At 73.9% G+C, this 20,418-nt stretch carries 17 protein-coding genes; 2 read left to right on the plus strand and 15 right to left on the minus strand.

The features are described 5' to 3' along the window. Positions 1 to 50 precede the first annotated feature (50 nt). The 12 genes from ACFYPA_RS31290 to infC all read right to left on the minus strand — a co-directional run bounded on the left by ACFYPA_RS31290 (position 51) and on the right by infC (position 15,348). Positions 51 to 3,788 carry a CHAT domain-containing protein gene (locus ACFYPA_RS31290; RefSeq protein ID WP_389135672.1) on the minus strand — a complete coding sequence of 1,246 codons (3,738 nt, stop codon included), beginning with the start codon at positions 3,786 to 3,788 and terminating at the stop codon, positions 51 to 53. Beyond that, positions 3,785 to 4,753, minus strand: a complete 969-nt coding sequence (locus tag ACFYPA_RS31295) for a hypothetical protein (protein WP_389135675.1) — start codon at positions 4,751 to 4,753, stop codon at positions 3,785 to 3,787. Before ACFYPA_RS31295 ends, ACFYPA_RS31290 begins: the two co-directional genes overlap by 4 nt. Positions 4,754 to 4,805: 52 nt before the next feature. After that, positions 4,806 to 5,078: a hypothetical protein gene (locus ACFYPA_RS31300; RefSeq protein ID WP_359353341.1), complete on the minus strand. Its 273-nt coding sequence runs from the start codon at positions 5,076 to 5,078 to the stop codon at positions 4,806 to 4,808. A gap of 366 nt (positions 5,079 to 5,444) precedes the next feature. Beyond that, complete coding sequence (locus ACFYPA_RS31305) at positions 5,445 to 5,975, minus strand: NUDIX domain-containing protein (protein WP_359084326.1); 531 nt, start codon at positions 5,973 to 5,975, stop codon at positions 5,445 to 5,447. 51 nt (positions 5,976 to 6,026) lie between these two features. Then, positions 6,027 to 7,367 carry a transcriptional regulator gene (locus tag ACFYPA_RS31310; protein ID WP_359084327.1) on the minus strand — a complete coding sequence of 447 codons (1,341 nt, stop codon included), beginning with the start codon at positions 7,365 to 7,367 and terminating at the stop codon, positions 6,027 to 6,029. Positions 7,368 to 7,795: 428 nt separating this feature from the next. Continuing rightward, the gene (gene pheT / locus ACFYPA_RS31315; protein WP_389135679.1) at positions 7,796 to 10,306 is read right to left on the minus strand and encodes a phenylalanine--tRNA ligase subunit beta; all 2,511 of its coding nucleotides are present in this window, start codon (positions 10,304 to 10,306) and stop codon (positions 7,796 to 7,798) included. Beyond that, a complete protein-coding gene (pheS, locus tag ACFYPA_RS31320; protein ID WP_359084330.1) occupies positions 10,306 to 11,433 on the minus strand; it encodes a phenylalanine--tRNA ligase subunit alpha in 1,128 nt (375 codons plus the stop codon). The genes pheT and pheS overlap by 1 nt, the downstream gene beginning before the upstream one ends. 146 nt (positions 11,434 to 11,579) lie before the next feature. Beyond that, the gene (locus ACFYPA_RS31325) at positions 11,580 to 12,728 is read right to left on the minus strand and encodes a PAS domain-containing sensor histidine kinase (protein ID WP_359084331.1); all 1,149 of its coding nucleotides are present in this window, start codon (positions 12,726 to 12,728) and stop codon (positions 11,580 to 11,582) included. 121 nt (positions 12,729 to 12,849) lie between these two features. Further along, positions 12,850 to 13,692, minus strand: a complete 843-nt coding sequence (locus tag ACFYPA_RS31330) for a TrmH family RNA methyltransferase (RefSeq protein WP_389135684.1) — start codon at positions 13,690 to 13,692, stop codon at positions 12,850 to 12,852. Positions 13,693 to 13,801: 109 nt separating this feature from the next. Next, positions 13,802 to 14,185: a 50S ribosomal protein L20 gene (gene rplT, locus ACFYPA_RS31335; RefSeq protein WP_003970214.1), complete on the minus strand. Its 384-nt coding sequence runs from the start codon at positions 14,183 to 14,185 to the stop codon at positions 13,802 to 13,804. Between the two features lie 107 nt (positions 14,186 to 14,292). Then, on the minus strand, positions 14,293 to 14,487 hold the full coding sequence (gene rpmI, locus ACFYPA_RS31340) for a 50S ribosomal protein L35 (RefSeq protein WP_003970213.1): 195 nt from the start codon (positions 14,485 to 14,487) through the stop codon (positions 14,293 to 14,295). A gap of 120 nt (positions 14,488 to 14,607) precedes the next feature. Then, positions 14,608 to 15,348 carry a translation initiation factor IF-3 gene (gene infC / locus ACFYPA_RS31345; protein ID WP_359319285.1) on the minus strand — a complete coding sequence of 247 codons (741 nt, stop codon included), beginning with the start codon at positions 15,346 to 15,348 and terminating at the stop codon, positions 14,608 to 14,610. Between the two features lie 340 nt (positions 15,349 to 15,688). Between infC and ACFYPA_RS31350 the strand changes: the two genes are divergently transcribed. After that, entirely contained in the window at positions 15,689 to 16,051 is a 363-nt protein-coding gene (locus ACFYPA_RS31350; RefSeq protein WP_389135688.1) for a DUF1844 domain-containing protein, read from the plus strand. 106 nt (positions 16,052 to 16,157) lie between these two features. Here ACFYPA_RS31350 and ACFYPA_RS31355 read toward each other — a convergent pair whose 3' ends face one another. After that, positions 16,158 to 16,886, minus strand: coding sequence for an SseB family protein (locus tag ACFYPA_RS31355; RefSeq protein WP_359084335.1), 729 nt, complete (start codon positions 16,884 to 16,886; stop codon positions 16,158 to 16,160). 85 nt (positions 16,887 to 16,971) lie between these two features. On the opposite strand from ACFYPA_RS31355, the gene ACFYPA_RS31360 reads away from it, so the two are divergent. Next, the gene (locus tag ACFYPA_RS31360; RefSeq protein ID WP_389135691.1) at positions 16,972 to 17,898 is read left to right on the plus strand and encodes a serine hydrolase; all 927 of its coding nucleotides are present in this window, start codon (positions 16,972 to 16,974) and stop codon (positions 17,896 to 17,898) included. Between the two features lie 36 nt (positions 17,899 to 17,934). On the opposite strand, the gene mycP is transcribed toward ACFYPA_RS31360, so the two are convergent. Next, positions 17,935 to 19,131, minus strand: a complete 1,197-nt coding sequence (gene mycP / locus ACFYPA_RS31365) for a type VII secretion-associated serine protease mycosin (protein WP_359319281.1) — start codon at positions 19,129 to 19,131, stop codon at positions 17,935 to 17,937. Next, positions 19,128 to 20,009 carry a hypothetical protein gene (locus ACFYPA_RS31370; protein WP_359084386.1) on the minus strand — a complete coding sequence of 294 codons (882 nt, stop codon included), beginning with the start codon at positions 20,007 to 20,009 and terminating at the stop codon, positions 19,128 to 19,130. The genes mycP and ACFYPA_RS31370 overlap by 4 nt, the downstream gene beginning before the upstream one ends. Positions 20,010 to 20,418 lie beyond the last annotated feature (409 nt).

Here is a 20,418-nt window from a genome sequence, read left to right on the forward strand (position 1 = left end):
CGTTGCCCGGGGCCGGACCCGGGTGCGGCCCGCGCGCCCCCGCCCGCCGCTCAACGGCCTACGACCACCAGTCCGGCCCAGAACGCCGGGTCCGCCGGATCGTGGCCCGAGGCCGTGAGGGCGTTCAGCAGTTCGGCCGCGAGCCGCCGCACGTCGGCCGGCATCGAGGCGGGCGGCTCCCGCACCGGGCCGGCCATCCAGAGCTGCGCCTGACGCAGCGCGTCCACCGGCGCGTGGCCCGTGCGGAGCCCGTGGTGGAACAAGAGGTCGACCAGAGCCGTCGCGTGCAGCCTCACCAGCCACAGCGAGCCCAGCACGGACGACGCTCCCCCGGCCAGGAACGCCGCCGCCATGGTGAACGACTCGTCCTGGTGGCGGCGCGGCAGGCCGTTCATGCACGAGGCCAGCGAGACGCACAGCCCGGGTCCATCCGGCGGCACGGGGAACCGCTGCGCCGCGATGGTCTGCACGGACAGGCGGTCGACATCCCCGGCCGGCGAGCCGTCCGGCCCGAGGACGGTGCCGAAGGCGAGGTGCGAGCGCCAACTGTCCGACGGATCGGGCAGCAGGTGCGCCGAGACGTCCACGATGCCGTGCGAGAGGGCGGCCCGCCGGATCTCGTCGAGGACCTCCGCGGGCCGCGTCGTGCCGTCCGGGCCGGCCGCCCGGCCGGACGGCCGGCCGGCCTCCGGAGCCAGCAGGCGTGGGCTCGGGTACAGCCGGTGCAGCGCCCTGCTCGACGAACTCCGGGCCTGCGCCCCCGTCAGCCCCAGGACCAGCAGGGCGCCGTCCCCGGCCCGGACGGGAGGCCGCCCGGCCGCGGCGACGAACATCCGGGCGGAAGGGGCGGTGGACAGCACGAGCCGGTCGACCGCCCGGCCCGGGCGCCCGTCCGCCCCCGGCAGCCTTGCCGCGCTCCACGGCACCGCGGCCAGCGCTCCGAGCGGCACCAGCACCAGCCGCGGCAGGGGGTCAGCCCCGGCGGCCCCGGCGTCCCGCGCCAGGTGCTCCACCACCGCCCGCCCCGCCCAGTCGCACACCTCCTCCAGACGGGCCCGCCAGGCGTGCTCGACCGCATCCGCCCGCGGTGCGGAGAGCAGCAGTTCCAGGGCGCCCGTGTAGGCGTCCAGTGCGGTGGGGTCCGCCAGGCCGCTCAGGGGCGTCCAGCGAACGCCACCGTCGCTCCCCACGCGCAGCGCGCCCCCGGAGACGGGCGAGTTCTGGGTCGGCAGCAGGTACACCAGCTCGTGGTTGCCGGTCCTGCGCAGCGCCGCCGCGATCTCCGGCACCGGGACCGTCCCCAGCAGCGTGTCCAGGGCGCCGTGTTCCTCCAGCACCGCCCGCACCCGGGCGCCGAGGCGCTCGGGCACCGGGTGTTCGGCGTACGAGTCCCAGGCGTCGCCGCCCGCGCCCTCCCCCGGAACGGCCCCGGGTCCGGGCGCCGTCCCGTCCGGTCGGGGCCCCGCCCGGTTCTGCCGGAGTGCGGCGTCCCGCCAGCCGCGCCACTCCCCGGCCAGATCGGCGCGCCCCAGACCGGACAGGGTGCTCAGCACGTCGACGGTGACCATCTCCGTGTGCAGGGCGAGCGCCCGGCCGCGCTCCAGCGTCCCGACGGCCTCCTCCAGCGCGCCGTCCGCGACGCACCAGCCGGCCACCTCCCGGGAGAGCGGCCCGGCCCGTTGTGCCGTCAGCACGGCGTCGGCGGCGACCTCCTGCACCAGCGCCCGGCGCGCCAGCAGGCCGAGGGCCTCCCGCCCGAGCCGGCGGGACCGCTCGCGCCCCGCCCGGCCCCCTGCGGCCGACGACTGCCCGGGCCGCGCGGCCCGGACCAGCAGATCGCCGAGCCCGGCGGGGGCGGGTTCCACCGCACGGTGTGCCCGGGCCAGTTGCATCCGCAGGTCCACGGCCGGGGTGTCCACCGCGTCCGGCCGAGCGGCCACGGCCTCCTCCATCCCCCGCAGCCGCCGGTCCCGTCCCCCCGGGTCCTCCCCACCGCGGGCGGTGCGGTCCGTCAGGGTCTCGGCGTAGACGTGGACGGTGCGCACGGTGTTCTGGAACGGCGGGCGGGACGCCACGTCAGGCCGTTCCACCAGCCGGCCGATGGCGTCGGCGTGCGAGCGGGCGGCGCCCGGCGGAGCCGTCGGCGCCTGGGCCTCGACGAAGCAGGCGATGTGCAGCAGCAGTTCCCGCCCTGCGCGCTGCAAGGACCGCTCGTCGGTGCGGCTCAGGCACTCCGTCAGGACCGTACGGGCCTCGGACAGCAGCGCGTACCGCTCGGCGCCGCCGGGCGGGCCGCCGCCGTCCGTGTAAGTGGCGGCCATCAGCAGTGACCAGCCCAGAGTGTGCTGGACCAGCGCCAGCAGTTCCGGGCTGTGGTCCTCCCGCGCGTGGGCCAGTTGCCGCGCCCGGTCCACGCACAGGCGCAGCAACTGCCGTGTGCGGGCCGCGTGCCCGACCCGGTCCACCGCGGGGGTGGCCTCGTCGCCGGTGCCGGTGCAGTCCGCGTCGTCGGCCCCCGCGTGGTAGTGGAATGCGGTGTGGACCTGCGCGAAGACGGCGTCCAGGACCAGGCGGTGCATCGGGTCGGCGGGGTGCTGGGCCCGTGCCCGGCGCAACATCGCGAGGGCGGACCGGATGTCGCTCAGTGAGCCCTCACCCGAGCCGCGCAGGGACAGGAGCTGCACGAGGGCGAGGTCGATGGGCGCCGCCACGGGATGCCCCGGCGGCAACAGGCCGCGGACGCCGTCGAGTTCGTGGACGACCGCCCCGATGTCACGCTCCCGGACCGACCAGGTCCCGATCACCTGGGTGCGGGCCAGGGCCCTCGCCGCCAGGGCCTCGGGCCATTCCGGGGAGCCGGGGTCCATGGTCCGGACGGCGTGTTCCAGTGCCGCTACGGCGTCGTGGAGGCCGAGCCCGTCGACGTTCTCGCCCACCGTGATCGCCCGCAGCAGCTCGGCGCCGAACCGGGCGGCGGCCAGCGGATCGTCCTGGGCGGCCTGCCACACGGCCCGGTGGGCCAGGGCGAGGTCCGCGGCGCCCGTGGCTCGGGCGGCGTCCCCGTCGGTGTGCACCTGGGTGTCGAGCGCGGCCCCGGTTGCGCGCATCTGCGCCCGCTGCGCGTCGTCCAGGCGACTGCCGGGCCGGGCCAGTTCCTCCGCGGTCGCCCGGGCGGCCTCCGCCTCGCCGGGGCTGTCCCCTCCGTACTCCGCGACGCGCTGTGCGAGGACCACGTAGCGGTACATCCACTCGTCCCGCCGCGCGTCCTCCTCCGCGAGCAGGCGTAACGCCCGCCGCATCAGGTCCTGGTGGGCGATTCTGCTCCGGACGAACCGCTCGGGGGCCTCACGCGGCGAAATGCCGTCGCGCCGGCCGGCAAGCGAGCGGCGGACGTGGTCGGCCGACTCGTGCACCACGTGCGTCAGGTCGAGCAGGGCGAGGTAGGCGTCGTGCACCTCGGCGTCGGTCATGGGCGGTTCGGTGATGTGCCGGGCGGCGCGGAGCAGCCTGCGGCAGGCTCCCAGGCAGTCGGTGGCCCGCAGGAGCCACGTGTCCAGTGTCCGCGCCTCTTCCGGCGAGGGCACGGTGCCGACGGCGACGGCCCGGGTGCAGGCGTCCGCCACCGCCTGCACCGTGTCGTACCAGTCGGTCAGCTCCGCCGCAGGGTCCGCCCCGGCGTGCGCGCCCTGCTGTACGAGGCGTTCGGCGTGGTCCTCGGCGGCGCGGAGGGCTGCCGCCAGGTCGCTGCCTCGGCCGCGACCCCGCGCCCGGTGGGTGTAGTCGATCACGGGACCGGTGGCTCCTCGGGCGGCGGACGTTCGAAGGTGAGCTGCGGTGCGGGGTGACCGGTGCGCCGGAGGTAGGCGGTGAACGCCTCGCCCGTCCGCTTCTCGTCCACCGTGTCCGCGGGGAGCGGCCAGGCGGCCGCCGCGTAGAGCGCGTCCCGGTGGCGCAGCAGCGCCGCCTCCACGGTGTCCGCGTAGTCGTCGACGCCGTTGCCCAGCCCGGCGAGGAGCAACGCGCCTACCACGGCGCCCGCGAGGGCGGCCAGCCCGGCGGGCCAGAGGGTGACGCGGTCCAGCAGGGCGAGCGGCAGGGCGGTGGCGACGGTGAGCGCCGCCCAGACCAGGTTGCGCGCCCGGCCCAGCACCTGGTCCGAGGCACGCTCCAGATCGCGCCGGGCGGGCTCGTCGAACACCTGCTGGAGCAGCGGCCAGCAGAGCTGGGCGTCCAGCCTGTGCCGCCCCAGGATGCGTTCGCCCATGGCGGCAAAGCTGTCGCCGATCCTGGTAGGCGTCGTCAGCACGTCCTGCACGGGACGCCGGTGCAGCTTCCGGCGCGCCTCGGCGGCGGCGCGGCTCGTCCACGGCTCCTCGGCCTGGGCGGTGAGCCGCCGTTTCGCCCCCATCCGGCCGGCGACCCGACGGGCGACCAGGGCGGCGACCGGTCCGCGTACGGGCAGCGCGGTGCCGGACAGCAGATGCACGAGCGGTCCCGCCAGCGCCGTCACGACCAGGGAGGCGCCACTCGCGGCGACGACGGCCAGCACGCCGAGGGCGGCGAGCGCCAGCGGCTCACCGCCGGCGGCGTCGCAGACCACGGCGGTGGGGCCGGATGCCTGGCAGCCGCCCGCGGGCGCCTGCCAGGGGCGCAGCAGCAGCACGGCGACGGCGGTGAACGCGTAGGCGCCCCCGCTGATCAGCGCTGTCCAGCGCTTCGCCGGCCCTGACGCCAGCGCCGAGATGATCCCCACGGCCTTCCTCCTGGTGTCTGCCCCGCCCCGGCCGGCCCCGTCAGCCGCCGGCTCAGCCCCGCACGCCCCGCCGGCGGTAGGCCAGTTCCGCCCCGCACGCGCAGAGGAGCTCGCCGTCCTGGGGGAAGTCCATGCTGCCCGGCTTGTCGGTGGTGCAGGGTGCGGCGTCCCCCGGGTCGCGGGAGCACTGCCAGCTGAAGGGGGAGCCGCCCAGCGTCTGTGACGGCGGCACGAGGGCCAGCCCGCCGTCCGCCGCCGCGACGTCCAGCGGCTCGTCGCCGCCGAACCAGTCCTCGGCGTCCTCGTCGTGGTTGCGCTGCCCCATCCGACCCCCCGGGCTCACGGCCGTACGGCGTTCCGCCACGCACTGTAGCCCGGTGGCCCGAGCACGGTCCATGAAGCGGTCCATTCTCCCGAATGACCGGAACTGGTTCACCGTCGTCCTCCTCCTCGTCGCCTCCGGCTGGTGGAGGAGGGCGACGTGGCCGGGAGCGCCACCCCGCCCTGGCCCCCGGCCGGTTCGGGGTGACGGTGGTGAATGCTCAACGACGAATCGAGGCTGACATCAAGAAGGCTCCGCACTCACCATCATGTGGCTCTGGCATCACGGGCTTCCAGCCGTACGCCCGACGCCGCTCACCGCGCGTGCGAGGGGACGGCAACGGCCCCCCGCACGTCGGCGCGAAGCGGTTCAGCCGAGCCGTAAGTGGTGGAGCATCATCAGCCCGGCGGCCATTCCCGCGGCCGGGACCTCACCGCGGGCGATCATGTCGGGCACGAGCTTGAGCGGTATCCACTCGCGGCGCGAGGACTCGAAGGCGTCGACGGGATCACCGGTCCAGCCGGCCTCCTCGCCCCAGTAGAAGTGGTGCCGGGCGTCCGTGAGCCCGTTCGACGGCTCCAGTGTCAGCAGCGGATGCAGCGGGCCGGGGCGCCAGCCGGTCTCCTCCTCCATCTCCCGGGCCGCCGCTGCCGCCGGCTGCTCCCCGTCCTCGACCACGCCGGCGGCGAGCTCCCAGCCCCAGCTGTCGGTGATGAACCGGTGCCGCCACAGCAGCAGGACCTCGTTGGCCTCGTTGACGACGGTGGCCGCCGCGACGGCGCGGAGCCGGATCACGAAGTGGTCCAGGTGGTGACCGTCGGGGAGTGCGACGTCCGCCAGATTGACCCGGAACCATTGGTTCTCGTACACAGTCTGTTCGTTCAGGTTCGTCCACTGCACAGTTCTGCCACCTTCTGACTCGTAGGTGGCCATATCGCAGCAGACCCTGGCTCACAGCGGTACGCGCAGCGCTCCGTCGACGAGATCCGCGGCCCGTTCCGCCTCCGCGCTGCCGCTCGCGACCAGGTGTTCCCGTACCGCCCGCAGCCGGTCACGCAACCGCTGAGACTCCATGCCCCGGGCACCCTCCGCCATCGCCGCCGCCGTGACCGCCGCCCGGTCGGCCTCGCCACGCCGCAGTTCGATCGTGGTCAGCATCGCCAGCCGGTGGACCCGGCCCCGGTCGTGGGCCGGGGTCCGCACCGCGGCCGTCGCATGCTCCCCGGCCGCCCGAAGGTCCCCGAGGCCGAGCAGGGCCTCCGCCACCTGGACGTTGATCAGGCCCGGCTGGACGTACCCGGTCTCGTCCGGCTCCTGACCGGGCCGGACCCGTTCGGCCTCGGACTCGGCGCGCCGGATGCACCGCAACGCGCTCGGCGCGTCCCCGAGACGGGCGTACGCCTTGGCCTGCATGGCGTGGAGATCCGCCGCCAGGGCCGGGGTGATGTCGCTGCCGGCGGCCCGGAGTGCCGCCTCGGCGAAGGCGACGGACTGCCGGAAGTCGGCGAGGAAGAGCGACTGGTTCACCAGAAGAGCGATCACGTAGCCGCCGAGGCCCCGGTCCCCGCTCGCCTTGGCCAGCCGCAGCGCCTGGTGGAAGTAGCGCTGGGCGAGCCCGTGCGCGTCGGAGTCGTACGCGCAGATGCCCGCGACGGCCACCAGCGCACCCGTCGCCCGGTGCAGCTGACGCCCCGTCGCGTCGCTGTAGCCGCCGCGCAGCAGCGGAGCCGTCTCGGTGTTGAGGAAGCCGACGATGCGCGAACGCGTCGCGATTCCGCCCGCCTTGCGGTACATCAGTTCGTAGTGGGACCGGGCGGCCCGCAGCGTCGCTATGTCGGCCGGGCCGACCCGGTGCGGCCCCGTCCGGGACACGTCGGCGTCCTCGGGCGGGTTCTCCCACTCCCAGACGGGCATCACGGCGGTGGTCCCGGTGACCGCCGGGGCGCCGACGACATGCGGGCGCTGAAGTTCGTCGGAGCGCCACAGGGCGGTGGCCCGCTCGACGAAACCGGTGAGCGAGGAGGTCTCAGCCGGCGGGTGTCCGCCGAGGGCGGCCATGCCGGTGTCGCCGAGCGAGAGTGCCCTGCCCAGGCGGTCGCCGAGCACTTCACAGATCAGGTCGGGCACCTGGCCGCGCGGCCGCTGACCCTTCAGCCAGCGGGCGACGGCGGTGTGTTCGTAGCGCAGACACAGCCCCCGGGCACGCCCGGCCTGGTTCACATGGGCGGCGAGCCCGGCCCGGGAGACACCCGCCTCGTCGATCAGAGCCTCCAGCAAAGTGTTGGGCTCCATGGTCCCCATTGCCCCCTCCGACGGTCCGGCACGCCTGGACGTGTCGCCCCAGTGGAGCACGATTCACACGGGGTGTGAACGGAATGCCCGAACCGTCCCCCCGCGCACGCTGTCGCACGGGTCCGGGGCTCGCTTGAATGAGTTCCTCGCAAGAGGCGGCCGGGTCGTCTGCTCCCCCTCGTACAGCACGACGACCCGCACCCGCGCCGTCCGTTCTGCCGACCTGCCCGACACTCCGTGGCAGAGCGGACGGCGCCGGATCGCACGACCCACTTCCCACGGATCGGAGGGTTGTTGCGGGGCCGGCGGGGCCCGGGTTCCCCCGGGCCGGGCCGGAGCCCGCGTGCGGTCCTCCGCCCCTGGGCGAGCACACAGGAGGGGCGTATCCGGTGGCCGGATACGCCCCTCCTCAGTGTGCGGATGCGCCGTTACGCGCCGCGCAGCACCGCGCCCGTACGCTCGGCGGCCAGGGCCACCGCCGTGTCACGTGCGGCGCTCGCCTCGTCGACGGTCAGCGTGCGGTCCGCGGCACGGAACCGCAGCGCGTACGCCAGGGACTTGCGGCCCTCGCCGATCTGCTCACCCGTGAACACGTCGAACAGCCGCAGCGACTCGAGGAGTTCACCCGCTCCGTCGCGCAGCGCCCGCTCCACGTCGGCGGCGGGCACGTCCTGGCCGACGACCAGGGCGACGTCCTGGGTCGCCACCGGGAAGGTGGAGATCCGCGGCGCCCGGAGCACGCCGTCCACGGCCTGCTCCAGGACGTCGAGCTCGACCTCCATGGCGCAGGTGCGCTCCGGCAGGTGGAGCTCCTTGATGACGCGCGGGTGCAACTCGCCGGCGTGCCCGAAGAGGGTCTCCTCGCCGTTGACCGTCACGTACAGCGCGGCGCAGCGGCCCGGGTGCCAGGGCGCGTGCTGGTCGGCGCGGACCGTGAGGTCGACACCGGCCTCACGGGCGATGGTGCGGGCGGCCTCGACGGAGTCCGCCCAGTCGGCCGGACGGCCCTTGCCCCACCAGCCGGCCTGCTCGCGTGCGCCAGCGAGGACGACGGCGGCACGGCGCGGCTGACGCGGCAGCGCGGCGTCGAGCCCGGCGATCTCCTCGTCCGAGGGGCGCCCGGTGACGGGCAGCCGGACCGGCTTCGTCTCGTGGCCGGTCGGCCGGAAGACGAGGCCCGTCTCGAAGAGTGCGAGGTCGTGGCTGCCGCGGCCGTCGTTGCGCCGCAGTGCGCCGAGGAGGCCCGGCAGCAGCGTGGTGCGCAGCGACGGCTCCTCGTCGGAGAGCGGGTTGACGAGCTTGACCGTGCGCCGACGGGCGTCGTCCGCCGCCAGGCCCAGCTGGTCCAGGACCGCCTCGCCGGTGAACGGGTAGTTCAGCGCCTCGACGTAGCCGGCGCCGGCGAGTGCCCGGCCGATCCTGCGGTGCAGCCGCTGGCGGTCGGTGAGCCCGCGGCCGGACGGCGGGGTCGGGAGCGTGGACGGGAGGTTCTCGTAGCCCTCCAGCCGGATGACCTCTTCGGCGAGGTCGTTCGGCTCGTTCAGGTCGGGCCGCCAGGACGGGGCCGTGACGAGGAGCTCGTCCTGCCCGTAGACGTCGCAGCCGACCTCCTGGAGGCGGCGCACGACGGTCTCGCGGCCGTACGCGACACCGGCCACCCTGTCCGGGTGGTCGGCGGCCATCGTGATCGTGCGGGGGCCGGACGGTGCGCTCACCTCGGTGACGCCCGCCTCGGCGGTGCCACCGGCGAGCAGCACCAGCAGGTCCACGGTGCGCTGCGCCGCTGCCGCCGCGGCCTGCGGGTCGACACCGCGCTCGAAGCGCTTGGACGCCTCGGAGGCCAGCTTGTGGCGGCGCGCGGTCCGGGCGATCGAGATCGCGTCGAAGTGCGCGGCCTCGATGACGACCTCGGTGGTGTGCGCGTCCTCGGAGGCGTCGGCGATCTCGGTGTTCGCCCCGCCCATGACGCCCGCCAGGCCGATCGGCCCGCGGTTGTCGGTGATGACGAGGTCGGCCGCGTCCAGGACGCGGACCGTGCCGTCGAGCGTGGTGAGCTTCTCGCCCTGCTCGGCACGGCGCACCCCGATCGGCCCGTCGATCCGGGTCCGGTCGTAGGCGTGCAGCGGCTGGCCCAGTTCGAGCATCACGTAGTTGGTGACGTCGACGGCGAGCGAGATCGGCCGCATGCCGGCCTTCTGGAGCCGGCGCCGCATCCAGATCGGGGACCGGGCCTCGGGCTGCAGGCCGACGACGGTGCGCGCGGTGAAGCGGGAGCAGCCGATCGGGTCCGCGACCTTGACGGGGTAGCCGTACGCGTTGGGCACGGGCACGTCCAGGAGCGCCGGGTCGCGCAGCGGCAGGCCGTAGGCGATGGCGGTCTCACGGGCGACACCGCGCATCGACAGGCAGTAGCCGCGGTCGGGCGTGACGGCGATGTCGAGGACCTCGTCGACGAGCTGGAGCAGCTCGATCGCGTCGGTGCCGACCTCGTGCTCCGGCGGCAGCACGATAATGCCGTGCGTGCCGTCGTCGCCCATGCCGAGCTCGTCGGTGGAGCAGATCATGCCGTGCGAGGTCTTGCCGTACGTCTTGCGCGCGGCGATCGCGAAGTCACCGGGCAGCACGGCGCCGGGCAGGACCACGACGACCTTGTCGCCGACGGCGAAGTTACGGGCGCCGCAGACGATCTCCTGCGGCTCACCGGTGCCGTTGGCGGTGCCGACATCCACCGTGCAGAAGCGGATGGGCTTCTTGAAGCCCTCCAGCTCCTCGATGGTGAGCACCTTGCCGACGACCAGCGGGCCCTTGAGGCCGGCGCCGATCTGCTCGACCGTCTCGACCTCCAGGCCGACGGCGACGAGCTTGGCCTGTACGTCACGGCCGGTCTCGGTGGCGGGCAGGTCGACGTACTCCCGCAGCCAGGAAAGCGGGACGCGCATCAGATCTCCATCCCGAAGGGCCGGGTGAACCGGACGTCGCCTTCGACCATGTCTCGCATGTCTTCTACGTTGTGGCGGAACATCAGCATCCGCTCGATGCCGAACCCGAAGGCGAATCCGCTGTACTTCTGGGGGTCGACGCCGCAGGCGATGAGCACCTTGGGGTTGACCATGCCGCAGCCGCCGAGCTCGATCCAGCCCTCGCTGCCGCAGGTGCGGCAGGGGCGGTCGGGGTTGCCGACGGACTCGCCGCGGCAGACGTAGCAGACCATGTCCATCTCGGCGGACGGCTCGGTGAACGGGAAGAAGTTCGGCCGCAGCCGGGTCTTCATGTCCGGGCCGAAGAGTGCCTGGACCATGTGGTCGAGGGTGCCCTTCAGATCGGCCATGGTGAGGCCCTCGTCGACGGCGAGCAGCTCGATCTGGTGGAAGACCGGGGTGTGCGTGGCGTCGAGCTCGTCCGTCCGGTAGACCCGGCCGGGGCAGACGACGTAGACCGGGGGCTCGCGGTCGAGCAGGGTGCGGGCCTGGACCGGCGAGGTGTGCGTGCGCAGGACGACACCGGACTCGTCGGTCTTCGCGCCGTCGGCGCCCTCGACGAAGAAGGTGTCCTGCATCTGCCGCGCCGGGTGGTCGGGCACGAAGTTCAGGGCGTCGAAGTTGAACCACTCGGCCTCGGCCTCGGGGCCCTCGGCGACCTCGTAGCCCATGGCCACGAAGACGTCGGCGACGCGCTCCATGAACGTCGTGAGCGGGTGGCGTGCGCCCGCCGGGGTGCGGTCGTACGGCAGCGTGACGTCCACCGCCTCCTCGACCAGGACCCGGGCGTCCCGCTCGGCCTCCAGCTCCGTCTGGCGGGCGGCGAGCGCCCTGCCCACGGCGGCGCGGGCCTGGCCCACGCGCTTGCCGGCCTCGGCCTTCGCCTGCGGCGGCAGCGCGCCGATCTCGCGGTTGGCGAGTGACAGGGGCGAGGTACCACCGGTGTGCGCGGTCTTCGCCTGGGCGAGCGCGTCGAGGTCGCCCGCGGCGGCGAAGGCGGCGAACGCCTCGTCCCGGATGCGCTCGATCTCTTCCGGTTTCAGTGCCTCGACCTCGACTGGGTCGTACGACTTGTTCGGTGCCGACATCTCTTCCCGTACTTCCGATTGGCTGGTACTGCGCTTACCGGGGTATACCCCCGGACCCCCGTGGCCCCGCTCGACGCCCGGAGGACACAAAGGTGCCAAAGGTCGAGTCTACGGGCCACAGGATGTATGGGGCGCCCGTGGGCCGCTCAGACCAGGTAGGCCGGCGTGCTCACGGGCAGGATAAATCGGAACTCGGCGCCGCCCCCGGGGCCGCGGCCGACCGTGATCGTCCCGCCGTGCGCCTCGACGATGCCCTTGACGATGTAGAGGCCCAGCCCGGTGCCGCCGCGCTTGCTCCCCCGCCAGAAACGGGTGAAGACACGGGCCATCGACTCCTCGGGGATGCCGGGGCCTTCGTCGCTCACGGTGACCGCCGTTCCCTTCTCGTCGCTCTTCGCCGGTGCGGGTGCCACCTCGATGGTGACGGTTCCCTCGCCGTGGCGCACCGCGTTTTCCAGCAGGTTGCCGAGCACCTGGTCGACCTTGTCCGGGTCGGCCCACACGACGGGCAGCGGCTGGCAGGTGCGGACGAGGAACCTGGCGGGGTCCTGGCCGGACGCGGTGAGCGCCTGGACGTGCCGTTCGACGGCGGCGGAGAGGTCGACGGGCTGGCGGCGCACCTCCAGGCGCCCCGAGTCGATCCGGGAGATGTCCAGGAGCTCGGTGATCAGGCGGGTCACCCGGTTGGCGTCGGCGTAGACGGTCTCCAGCATCAGCCGCTTCTGGTCGTCGGTGAAACGCTCCCACTTGGCCAGCAGAGTGGCGGTGAAGCCCTTGACGGACGTCAGCGGCGAGCGGAGTTCATGGGCGACGGTCGCGATGAGTTCGGCGTTGCTGCGTTCGTTGCGGCGGCGGGCCTCGGTGCCGCGCAGACTGATCACCAGCCGCCGTACGGGGCCGGTCGGGCTCTCGCGTACGTAGCGGGCGGAGACGAGGACCTCGCGGCCGCCGGGCAGCAGGAGGTTGCGTTCGGGCTGGCCGACGCGGATGGCGAGGCCGCCGTACGGGTCGGTCAGCTCCCACCAGCGGCGGCCCTTGAGGTCCTCCAGCGGCAGCGCGTGTTCCAGCGGGCGGCCGAGGGCGGCGGCCCGGGGCACGGCGGTGATCCGTGCGGCGGCCGCGTTGAAGCAGATGATCCGGCCGCTCTCGTCCGCGACGACGAGGCCGTCGGGGAGGTCGTCCGGATCCGGTGCGTGATCGCCGGAGCCGATGCCCGCGACGGTGGCGTCCGGGTCCTCGGCGGCGCGCACGACGGCCTCCGCGCGCGCCCGCGGTCCGCTCATGCCGACAGCCATTCCCGTACCCCACCTCTCGAACCGGTGCAGTGGGCCCCCGAGTTCGTCACCCTACTAGTCGCCGGTGACGGAGCGACACCCTGCGGGGGCCCTCCGCCGGGAGCGGTGGCCGCGGGATCGCTCAGCCGTCGCTGCGGCGGGGGCGCTGGGCGCGTGCGGAGGCGTACAGGCAGACGGCGGCCGCGGTGGCGAGGTTGAGGCTCTCCGCCCTGCCGTGGATCGGCACGCGCACGACGGCGTCGGCCAGCGCCCTGGTCTCCTCCGGCAGGCCCCAGGCCTCGTTGCCGAAGACCCAGGCGGTGGGCCCGCCCATGCCGCCGGCGTCGAGTTCGTCGTCGAGGTCGTTCTCGCCCGCGCCGTCGGCGGCGAGGATCCTCGACCCCGCGTCCCTGAGCCCCCGTACGGCGTGCTCGACGGGCACGCCCACGACGACCGGCAGATGGAAGAGCGACCCGACCGACGCGCGAACGGACTTGGGGTTGTACAGGTCCACGGAGGCGTCGGTGAGGACGACCGCGTCGGCGCCCGCGGCATCGGCGCAGCGCAGCACCGTACCGGCGTTGCCGGGGTCACGGACGTTCGCCAGGACGGCAACCAGCTTCGGGCGTGCGGCGACGACCGTCTCGAAGGGCGTGTCCAGGAAGCGGCAGACGCCGATCAGGCCCTGCGGGGTGACGGTCTGCGACACGTCGGCCAGGACCTCGCTGTCGGCCAGGTGCACCCGGGCGCCCGCCGCGTGGGCGGCCTCGACGATTTCTTCGTACCGCTCGGCGGCCTCGACGGTGGCGAACAGCTCGATGAGGGTCGGCTCGCCGTCGCTGCCGCGGTGGTCCGCGGCCTCGCGCACGGCCTGCGGCCCCTCGGCGATGAACCTGCGCTCCTTGCCGCGGAAGTTGCGCCTGGCCAGCCGCCGGGCGGCGGCCACCCGTGGCGATCGCGGGGAGATCAGTTCAGGGGTGCCCATGTCGGCGGCGAGCCTCTCTGGTGACGAAGGTGCTGGGTCTGCAACGCACCGGACCCGCAGACGACGTGCGCCTGCGGGTCCGGCTCAAAACCGAGAAGTACGGCCTGGATCAGGCAGCCTTCGGGGCGTTGACGTCGCTCGGGAGGGCCTTCTGGGCAACCTCGACGAGGGCGGCGAACGCGTTGGCGTCGTTGACCGCGAGCTCGGCCAGGATCTTGCGGTCCACCTCGATGTTGGCGGCCTTCAGACCCTGGATGAGGCGGTTGTACGTCATGCCGTTCTGGCGGGCAGCGGCGTTGATGCGCTGGATCCACAGCTGACGGAAGTCGCCCTTGCGCTTCTTGCGGTCGTTGTAGTTGTAGACCAGGGAGTGGGTGACCTGCTCCTTGGCCTTGCGGTACAGGCGCGAGCGCTGACCGCGGTAACCGCTGGCGGCCTCGAGAATTGCCCGGCGCTTCTTGTGGGCGTTGACTGCCCGCTTGACGCGTGCCACTTGTTAACTCCTTGTAGCGGGGCCGTGGTCGTACTCACACGGCCCGGAAACGAATTGGTCCCGGTCGGATCGAGGGCGCGTCCCCGGTGTCACCGGGGACGACGGCCTCACTTGCCGAGAAGCTTCTTGATCTTCTTGGCGTCGGCCGGAGCCACGACGACCGTGCCGGTCAGCGAGCGGGTCTTCTTGGACGACTTGTGCTCGAGAAGGTGGCGCTTGCCGGCCCTCTCACGGAGCACCTTGCCGGAGCCGGTGATCTTGAAGCGCTTGCTGGCACCGCTGTGCGTCTTGTTCTTCGGCATCGCGCCGTTCTCTCCTCGTCAGTGGCGCCCCTCTCGGTGCGGGCACCGGACTGCAGGGGCGTCAGATCGTTGGTGGATTCCGGGTGGACCCGGGGGCGCCTGGATGGCGGCCCCCGGAGGTCACGCCTCGGAAGGTGTCTCGGCCGGAGCCTCGGAAGGCGTCTCGGCAGGAGCCTCGGAGGCCGTCTCGGCCGGAGCCTCGACTGCCTCGTCCGCAGCTTCGGCATCGGCGTCGGGGGCGTATCCCTGACGCTCCGCCTTGCGGGCGGCCTGGGCCTCGCGGGCTTCGGCCATGGCTTCGGTCTTCTTCTTGTGCGGACCCAGAACCATGATCATGTTCCGGCCGTCCTGCTTCGGGTTGGACTCGATGAAGCCGAGTTCCTCCACGTCCGAAGCCAGACGCTGAAGCAGTCGGAAGCCAAGCTCGGGGCGGGACTGCTCACGACCACGGAACATGATCGTGATCTTGACCTTGTCGCCCTGCTTGAGGAACCGGACGACGTGACCCTTCTTGGTGTCATAGTCGTGCGGGTCGATCTTCGGCCGGAGCTTCATCTCCTTGATGACCGTGTGCGCCTGGTTCTTGCGCGCCTCACGGGCCTTCATGGCCGACTCGTACTTGAACTTCCCGTAGTCCATGAGCTTGCACACGGGCGGACGGGCGGTAGCCGCCACCTCGACCAGGTCGAGGTCGTACTCCTGTGCGAGTTCCAGGGCCTTGGCAAGCGGAACAATCCCGACCTGCTCGCCGCTGGGACCGACAAGTCGCACCTCGGGTACGCGAATCCGGTCGTTGATGCGGGGCTCGGCGCTGATGGATCCTCCTCGGTAGCACCACGCGGCCGCCTGGCGGACAGCCACGTAACGTCTGTTTCAACAGACCAACCGTGCGGGACCATGAAAAATGCCCCGCCGGGACACAGGCGGGGCTCCTGAACAACCGGAACACCGCCGCGGTCAACCGCGGGGCGCATCGGGCGGCTCCATCGTCCGTACGGAACGATGGGCGCCACCTGACCGGTGACCCGCCGTCCGGGGGACGGTCAGGTGGGAGATCGGAGCCTCCACTTGTGGGCCGGGCACACGTATGCCCAGCCGGTCGTTACACAAGGTTAGCAGCTCCCCCGGGCAGGCGCTAACCAGTGGTCGCACGGCCCTCCCGCAGGAGGAGCGGCCCTGCCGTGGGCCTATTGTATGGCGCATGAGTGACGCGACCCCCACCAGTGATTCCCCCGGCTTCGACGAGATGGCCCGCGACATCGCGGAGGTGCCCGCGGTCGAGGTGATCGTGACGGTCGCGGTCAATCTGATGAGCGCCGCCGCCGTGAAACTCGGGCTGACCGAGGACTGCGACGAGCACAAGGACCTCGACGAGGCCCGCAAGCTGGTCCACGCGCTGGCCGGCCTGCTGGACGCGAGCACCACGGAGATCAGCTCCTTCCACGCCGCTCCGCTGCGTGACGGCCTGAAGTCCCTGCAGCTCGCGTTCCGCGAGGCCTCGCTCGTGCCGGACGAGCCCGGCCGGGGCCCCGGCGAGAAGTACACCGGCCCGGTCTTCGGCTGAGCCCCTCCCCTTCACCTCTTCCTTCCGCCCTTTCCTTCACGCCGTGAGCCCCCTGCCCGACCGGGCAGGGGGCTCACGGCGTCGGTCCTTCGTCGGGGGCGGAAGGTCAGCGCGCGAACAACGCCTCGCCGGGCGCGTGCGCGTCGGCCGGGAGCAGCGCGAGGTCCAGGCCGCGGACCAGCCGGGCGCGCAGCACCTCGTCAGCGGCCAGCGACCGTGCGAGACGGCCGGCCGTCTCCGCGGGGTCGGCGTCCGCCGCCAGCACCAGCGCGAGGGTGCCGTCCGCGCGGCCCGGCCCGAGGTGGGCGCGCAGCACCGCGGGCTCGGCGGCGACGGCGTCACGTACGGCCGCGGTGACGGCGGGGTCGTCCAGCGGGTCGGCGCTGGTACGGCCCTCGGCGAGGGCGCGCAGGGCGGACCCGGTCAGCTCGAAGGCCACCGGCCCGGCCAGGTCGAGCACGACCGTGTCGGCCTTCTCGTGCGCGGCGGCCTGGAGGGCCTGGTGCAGGGGTACGGCGACGGGGCGGGCCTGCGGATCCCAGCGGGCCAGGGACGCGGTGGACGTGAAGGCCGGCAGGGCGCGGCGGTCGCCGGCCTGAAGGGTGGGGACCGCCATGTCGCTGGTCTTCTCCCGGCGCAGCCCCTTCTCGTCCACCTCCACCTCGCCGAGGACGGCCACGACGGGAACGAGGAGACGGGCCCCCCGGAGGGCTCGGAGTACCGGGCCGACGGCCTCGCGGTCCTCGGCCCACGCGGCGAGTGCCGCGGTCAGGGCGGGGTCGGCCGTGCCGTCGTCGTCGGAGTATCCGGGGTCCGGAATGTTCTTCTGCGCCACAGGGCGAGCGTAGTGCCTGGGCATTCTCATCCCGTCGACAGGTCGGGCTCAGCCTCCTCTCAGCCGCGGTTCGTAGCGTCCGGGCATGCCCCGACACAGAATCCGCGGATCCGTGCTGTCCGCGTCCCTGACGGCCACGGTCGTGCTCGCCGGATCGGCCGCCGGGGGCGCGTATCCGACCGGCCGGTCGCCGGATCACGCGCCCGCCGCCACGGCTTCCGTATCGTCCGTCCCACCGGTCGCGACCGCTCCGGTCGCGGTGGCGAGCGAGGAGCCGGTGGTGGAACTGGACGCGGAACTGGAAGCGGCCGTCGAACCGCTGCTGGCCGGTGCGGACACGGCGGCCGTCTCGGTGGCCGTGCTGGACAGCGCCGGCGGGGCGCGCGCGGTGTACGGGGGCGCGGACGCGACGTACGACACCGCGAGCATCGTCAAGGTCGACATTCTGGCGGCGCTGCTGCTCCGGGCCCAGGACGAGAGGCGTGAACTGACCGCCGGTGAACGCGCTCACGCCGTCGCGATGATCGAGCGGAGCGACAACGACGCCGCGACCGCGCTGCTCGCCGCGGTGGGCGGAGCGGCGGGTCTCGACGCCGCCAACGAGCGGCTCGGACTCACCGCGACGACGGCGGCGAAGGCCTGGGGGCTGACCCGGACCACGGCGGCCGATCAGCTGACGTTGCTGGAGGCGGTCTTCGGCACGGACGCGGACGCGGAGCTGAGTGAGGACTCCCGGGCGTATGTGCGAGGGCTGATGGCGCAGGTCGAGGCCGACCAGCAGTGGGGCGTGTCGGCGGCGGGCAGCGCCTGGGCGCTCAAGAACGGCTGGATGCCGCGTACCGCCACCGGGCTGTGGAACATCAACAGCATCGGACAGGTGACGGCGGACGGGCGGAGCTACCTGGTGGCGGTGCTCTCCGGCGGTCAGCCGGCCGAGGAAGCGGGCATCGCGCTCGTCGAGGCGGTGGCGAAGGCGGCTGTGGCGGTGGTGCGTGCCGGGGCCCCGGGGTGAGGACGGCCGTTCGGCGTCGAGGCGGGGGATCGCCGTTCAGCGGCGCGGAGTGGGCGTGCGGCCTCCCCGGCCCCGCCACAGGACGACGGCCAGGGCCAGCAGAACCGCTCCGAGACCGCCGGCCGCCGGGGCGACCCAGCCGGCGGGGCCGTCGTCCGCACGGGGCGCGGCGGGGCCGGGGCCGAAGTACCGCTTGCGGTAGCCGGCCGCGGCGGAGTCGGTGCGCAGTCCGTCGGGGGCCAGTGAGCCACCCGCCCTGATGGCCGCGGCCGGGTCGACGATGCCGTAGCCCCGGGCGTCGTCGCGTCCGGCGGACGGGGAAGCGCGGGCGGTGTCCGCGAGGAGCTTCTTGATCTGGGCGGGCGTCAGGCCCGGGTGCGCGGCGCGCACCAGCGCGACCGCGCCGGAGACGAACGCCGACGCCGCCGAGGTGCCCCACTCGACGTAGTACTTGCGGTCGGGCGCGGGGACCACGATGTCGACGCCCGGCGCGCTGACGGTGGCGTACCAGCGGCGGGTGGAGAACGAGGCGTGGGTGCCGTACCGGTCGACCGCGGCGACCGCTATCACGCCCGGGTAGGCGGCGGGGTACGAGATGTGGTCGCCCTTCTCGCCCCCGTTGCCGGCCGAGGCCACGACGACCGCGCCCTTCTTCAGCGCGTACTGGACGGCGGCGTCCTCGCCGGGCTCGGGGTGCGCGGACTCGCTGTCGTCGCCGAGGGAGAGGTTGATGACGTCGGCGCCGTGGTCGGCGGCCCAGCGGATGCCGTCGGCGAGGGCGGTGCCGCGGGTCTTGCGGGCCTTGGCGCGGGCCGGGTCGCTCGCTTCGAGGATGACCCGGACGGGGAGGATCTTCGCCTCGGGCGCGATGCCGATGACGCCCTCGTCGCCTCCGCCGCCGTGGCCCCGCCCGGCGATGATCCCGGCCATCGCGGTGCCGTGCCTGGCCCAGGCCCGGTCACCGCGTCCGGCGCCGAAACCGATCATGTCCCTGCCCGCGAGCACCTGGCCCGTCAGGTCGGGCAGGCTGCCGTCGACCCCGGTGTCGACGACGGCGACGGTGATCCCCTTGCCGCGGGTGGTCTGCCAGGCCCGGTCCGTGTGCAGGGCGTCCAGGCCCCACTGCTGGGCCCGTATGGTGTCCGCCGCGGCCGGGGAGGCGGGCAGCAGCGCGAACGCGGTGGCCGCGCAGACCGCGCCGAGGAGCCTGCGGGGGCGGACGTGGCGGGTCATTCGGGCTTCTCCGTGAGATCGGCGACGGTTCTGCGCAGTCCTCGCTCGATCCGGTCGGCCACGCCCTTGGCGTCGTGGCCGAGACCGGCCTGGGCTGCCGGGGTCGTCGCGTTCACCTCGATCGCCTTCGCGGCCGGCTGCGGGTCCGTGACCTTCCGCCCGTCCGCGAATCCGGAGACGGCGAACACCACGACGGGCACCTCGGTCAGGACGTGCACGGTCCAGCTGGCGCGCTGCCGGTCGCCGAAGCCGGCGGCGGGGCTGTTCTTCACGGCGTACGTACGGGGCATCAGGTCGGCGCGCGCGCCGAGGTGCTCGCCGGCGTACCGGGAGCTCAGCGCCCGCATCGCCTCGGTGTCGCCCTCGGTGAAGACCAGCCCGACCGTGGTGACGCCGCTGCTCGTCGCGTCGGTGTACGTCGCCCGGAGCAGGCGGGCGCAGCCGACCGGCCGCAGCGTCTTGAGCAGCAGGGGGTCGAGGGCGCCCGTGCAGCCGCTGTCCGGGGCCACGGCGATCCTGGTCCAGACCCGGTCGGCTCCGCCGGGCCCGGCGCCGTCGCCCTGGATCGTCCGGGGGAAGAGCGTGTCGACCGGGATGCTGTGCCAGGCCTCGCGGCCCGCGGTATAGGCGCTGTGGGCCGCGGGATCGGCCGAGGAGTCGCTGATGAGCCAGCTGCCGGTGGCTGCTCCGCCGATCAGCCCGAGTCCGAGCACGACGCAGACCGCGGCGGCCGCGGCCCTGAAGGGGTGCCGGGTCCGCACGGGCCGGAGCCGGGTGGTGGTCTCGGCCGGTGTCTCGGCCGGGGGGTGGGTGTGCGGGGGCCGGTACGCGAACGGGGCGCCAGGACCGGTACGGACCGGCGGGCCGCCGAGTTCCACGGCGCCCACGGGCCGCCGCCGGGTCGCCGCGGGGGGCGTGCCGGGCGGGCGCGGGGGGAAGACCGGGGACGCGGGTGCCTCGGCGGGACGGGCCGGGGGCACGGGGCGCAGACGGGCGGTCGTCTCCGCGGGGGGCGGTGCGGCCGGGGGTCCGGCGGGGGCGTGGGAGGGGGGCCGTGGCGGGGCCGCGGGCGCGTCCGGGGCCGGGGCGCTCGACGCGGGCCCGGGTGCACGGTCGTCCTGCGGCGGGGTGACGGGGCGGGGCGGGGCGGTGGACTCCGCGGCCGGGTCGGCGGGCTTCGGCGGGAGCGAGGGCGTGGCGGTCGGGCGTGGCGGGACGGGAGCGCGCTGCGCCTCGGTACTCATCCGCCCCCCTGGTCCGTTCCGTACCGCACGCGGATCGCCTGCA

Origin of the sequence: Streptomyces sp. NPDC005775 (assembly GCF_042871565.1) — a bacterium.
Classification (GTDB): Bacteria; Actinomycetota; Actinomycetes; order Streptomycetales; family Streptomycetaceae; genus Streptomyces.

Bases quoted from the DNA above. Each gene is read 5' to 3' on its own strand.
- ACFYPA_RS31300 (WP_359353341.1), bottom strand. From the start codon at position 5,078: ATGGGGCAGCGCAACCACGACGAGGACGCCGAGGACTGGTTCGGCGGC.
- ACFYPA_RS31310 (WP_359084327.1), bottom strand. From the start codon at position 7,367: ATGGAGCCCAACACTTTGCTGGAGGCTCTGATCGACGAGGCGGGTGTC.
- pheT (WP_389135679.1), bottom strand. From the start codon at position 10,306: ATGCGCGTCCCGCTTTCCTGGCTGCGGGAGTACGTCGACCTGCCCGCC.
- pheS (WP_359084330.1), bottom strand. From the start codon at position 11,433: ATGTCGGCACCGAACAAGTCGTACGACCCAGTCGAGGTCGAGGCACTG.
- ACFYPA_RS31325 (WP_359084331.1), bottom strand. From the start codon at position 12,728: ATGGCTGTCGGCATGAGCGGACCGCGGGCGCGCGCGGAGGCCGTCGTG.
- ACFYPA_RS31330 (WP_389135684.1), bottom strand. From the start codon at position 13,692: ATGGGCACCCCTGAACTGATCTCCCCGCGATCGCCACGGGTGGCCGCC.
- rpmI (WP_003970213.1), bottom strand. From the start codon at position 14,487: ATGCCGAAGAACAAGACGCACAGCGGTGCCAGCAAGCGCTTCAAGATC.
- ACFYPA_RS31350 (WP_389135688.1), top strand. From the start codon at position 15,689: ATGAGTGACGCGACCCCCACCAGTGATTCCCCCGGCTTCGACGAGATG.
- ACFYPA_RS31360 (WP_389135691.1), top strand. From the start codon at position 16,972: ATGCCCCGACACAGAATCCGCGGATCCGTGCTGTCCGCGTCCCTGACG.
- mycP (WP_359319281.1), bottom strand. From the start codon at position 19,131: ATGACCCGCCACGTCCGCCCCCGCAGGCTCCTCGGCGCGGTCTGCGCG.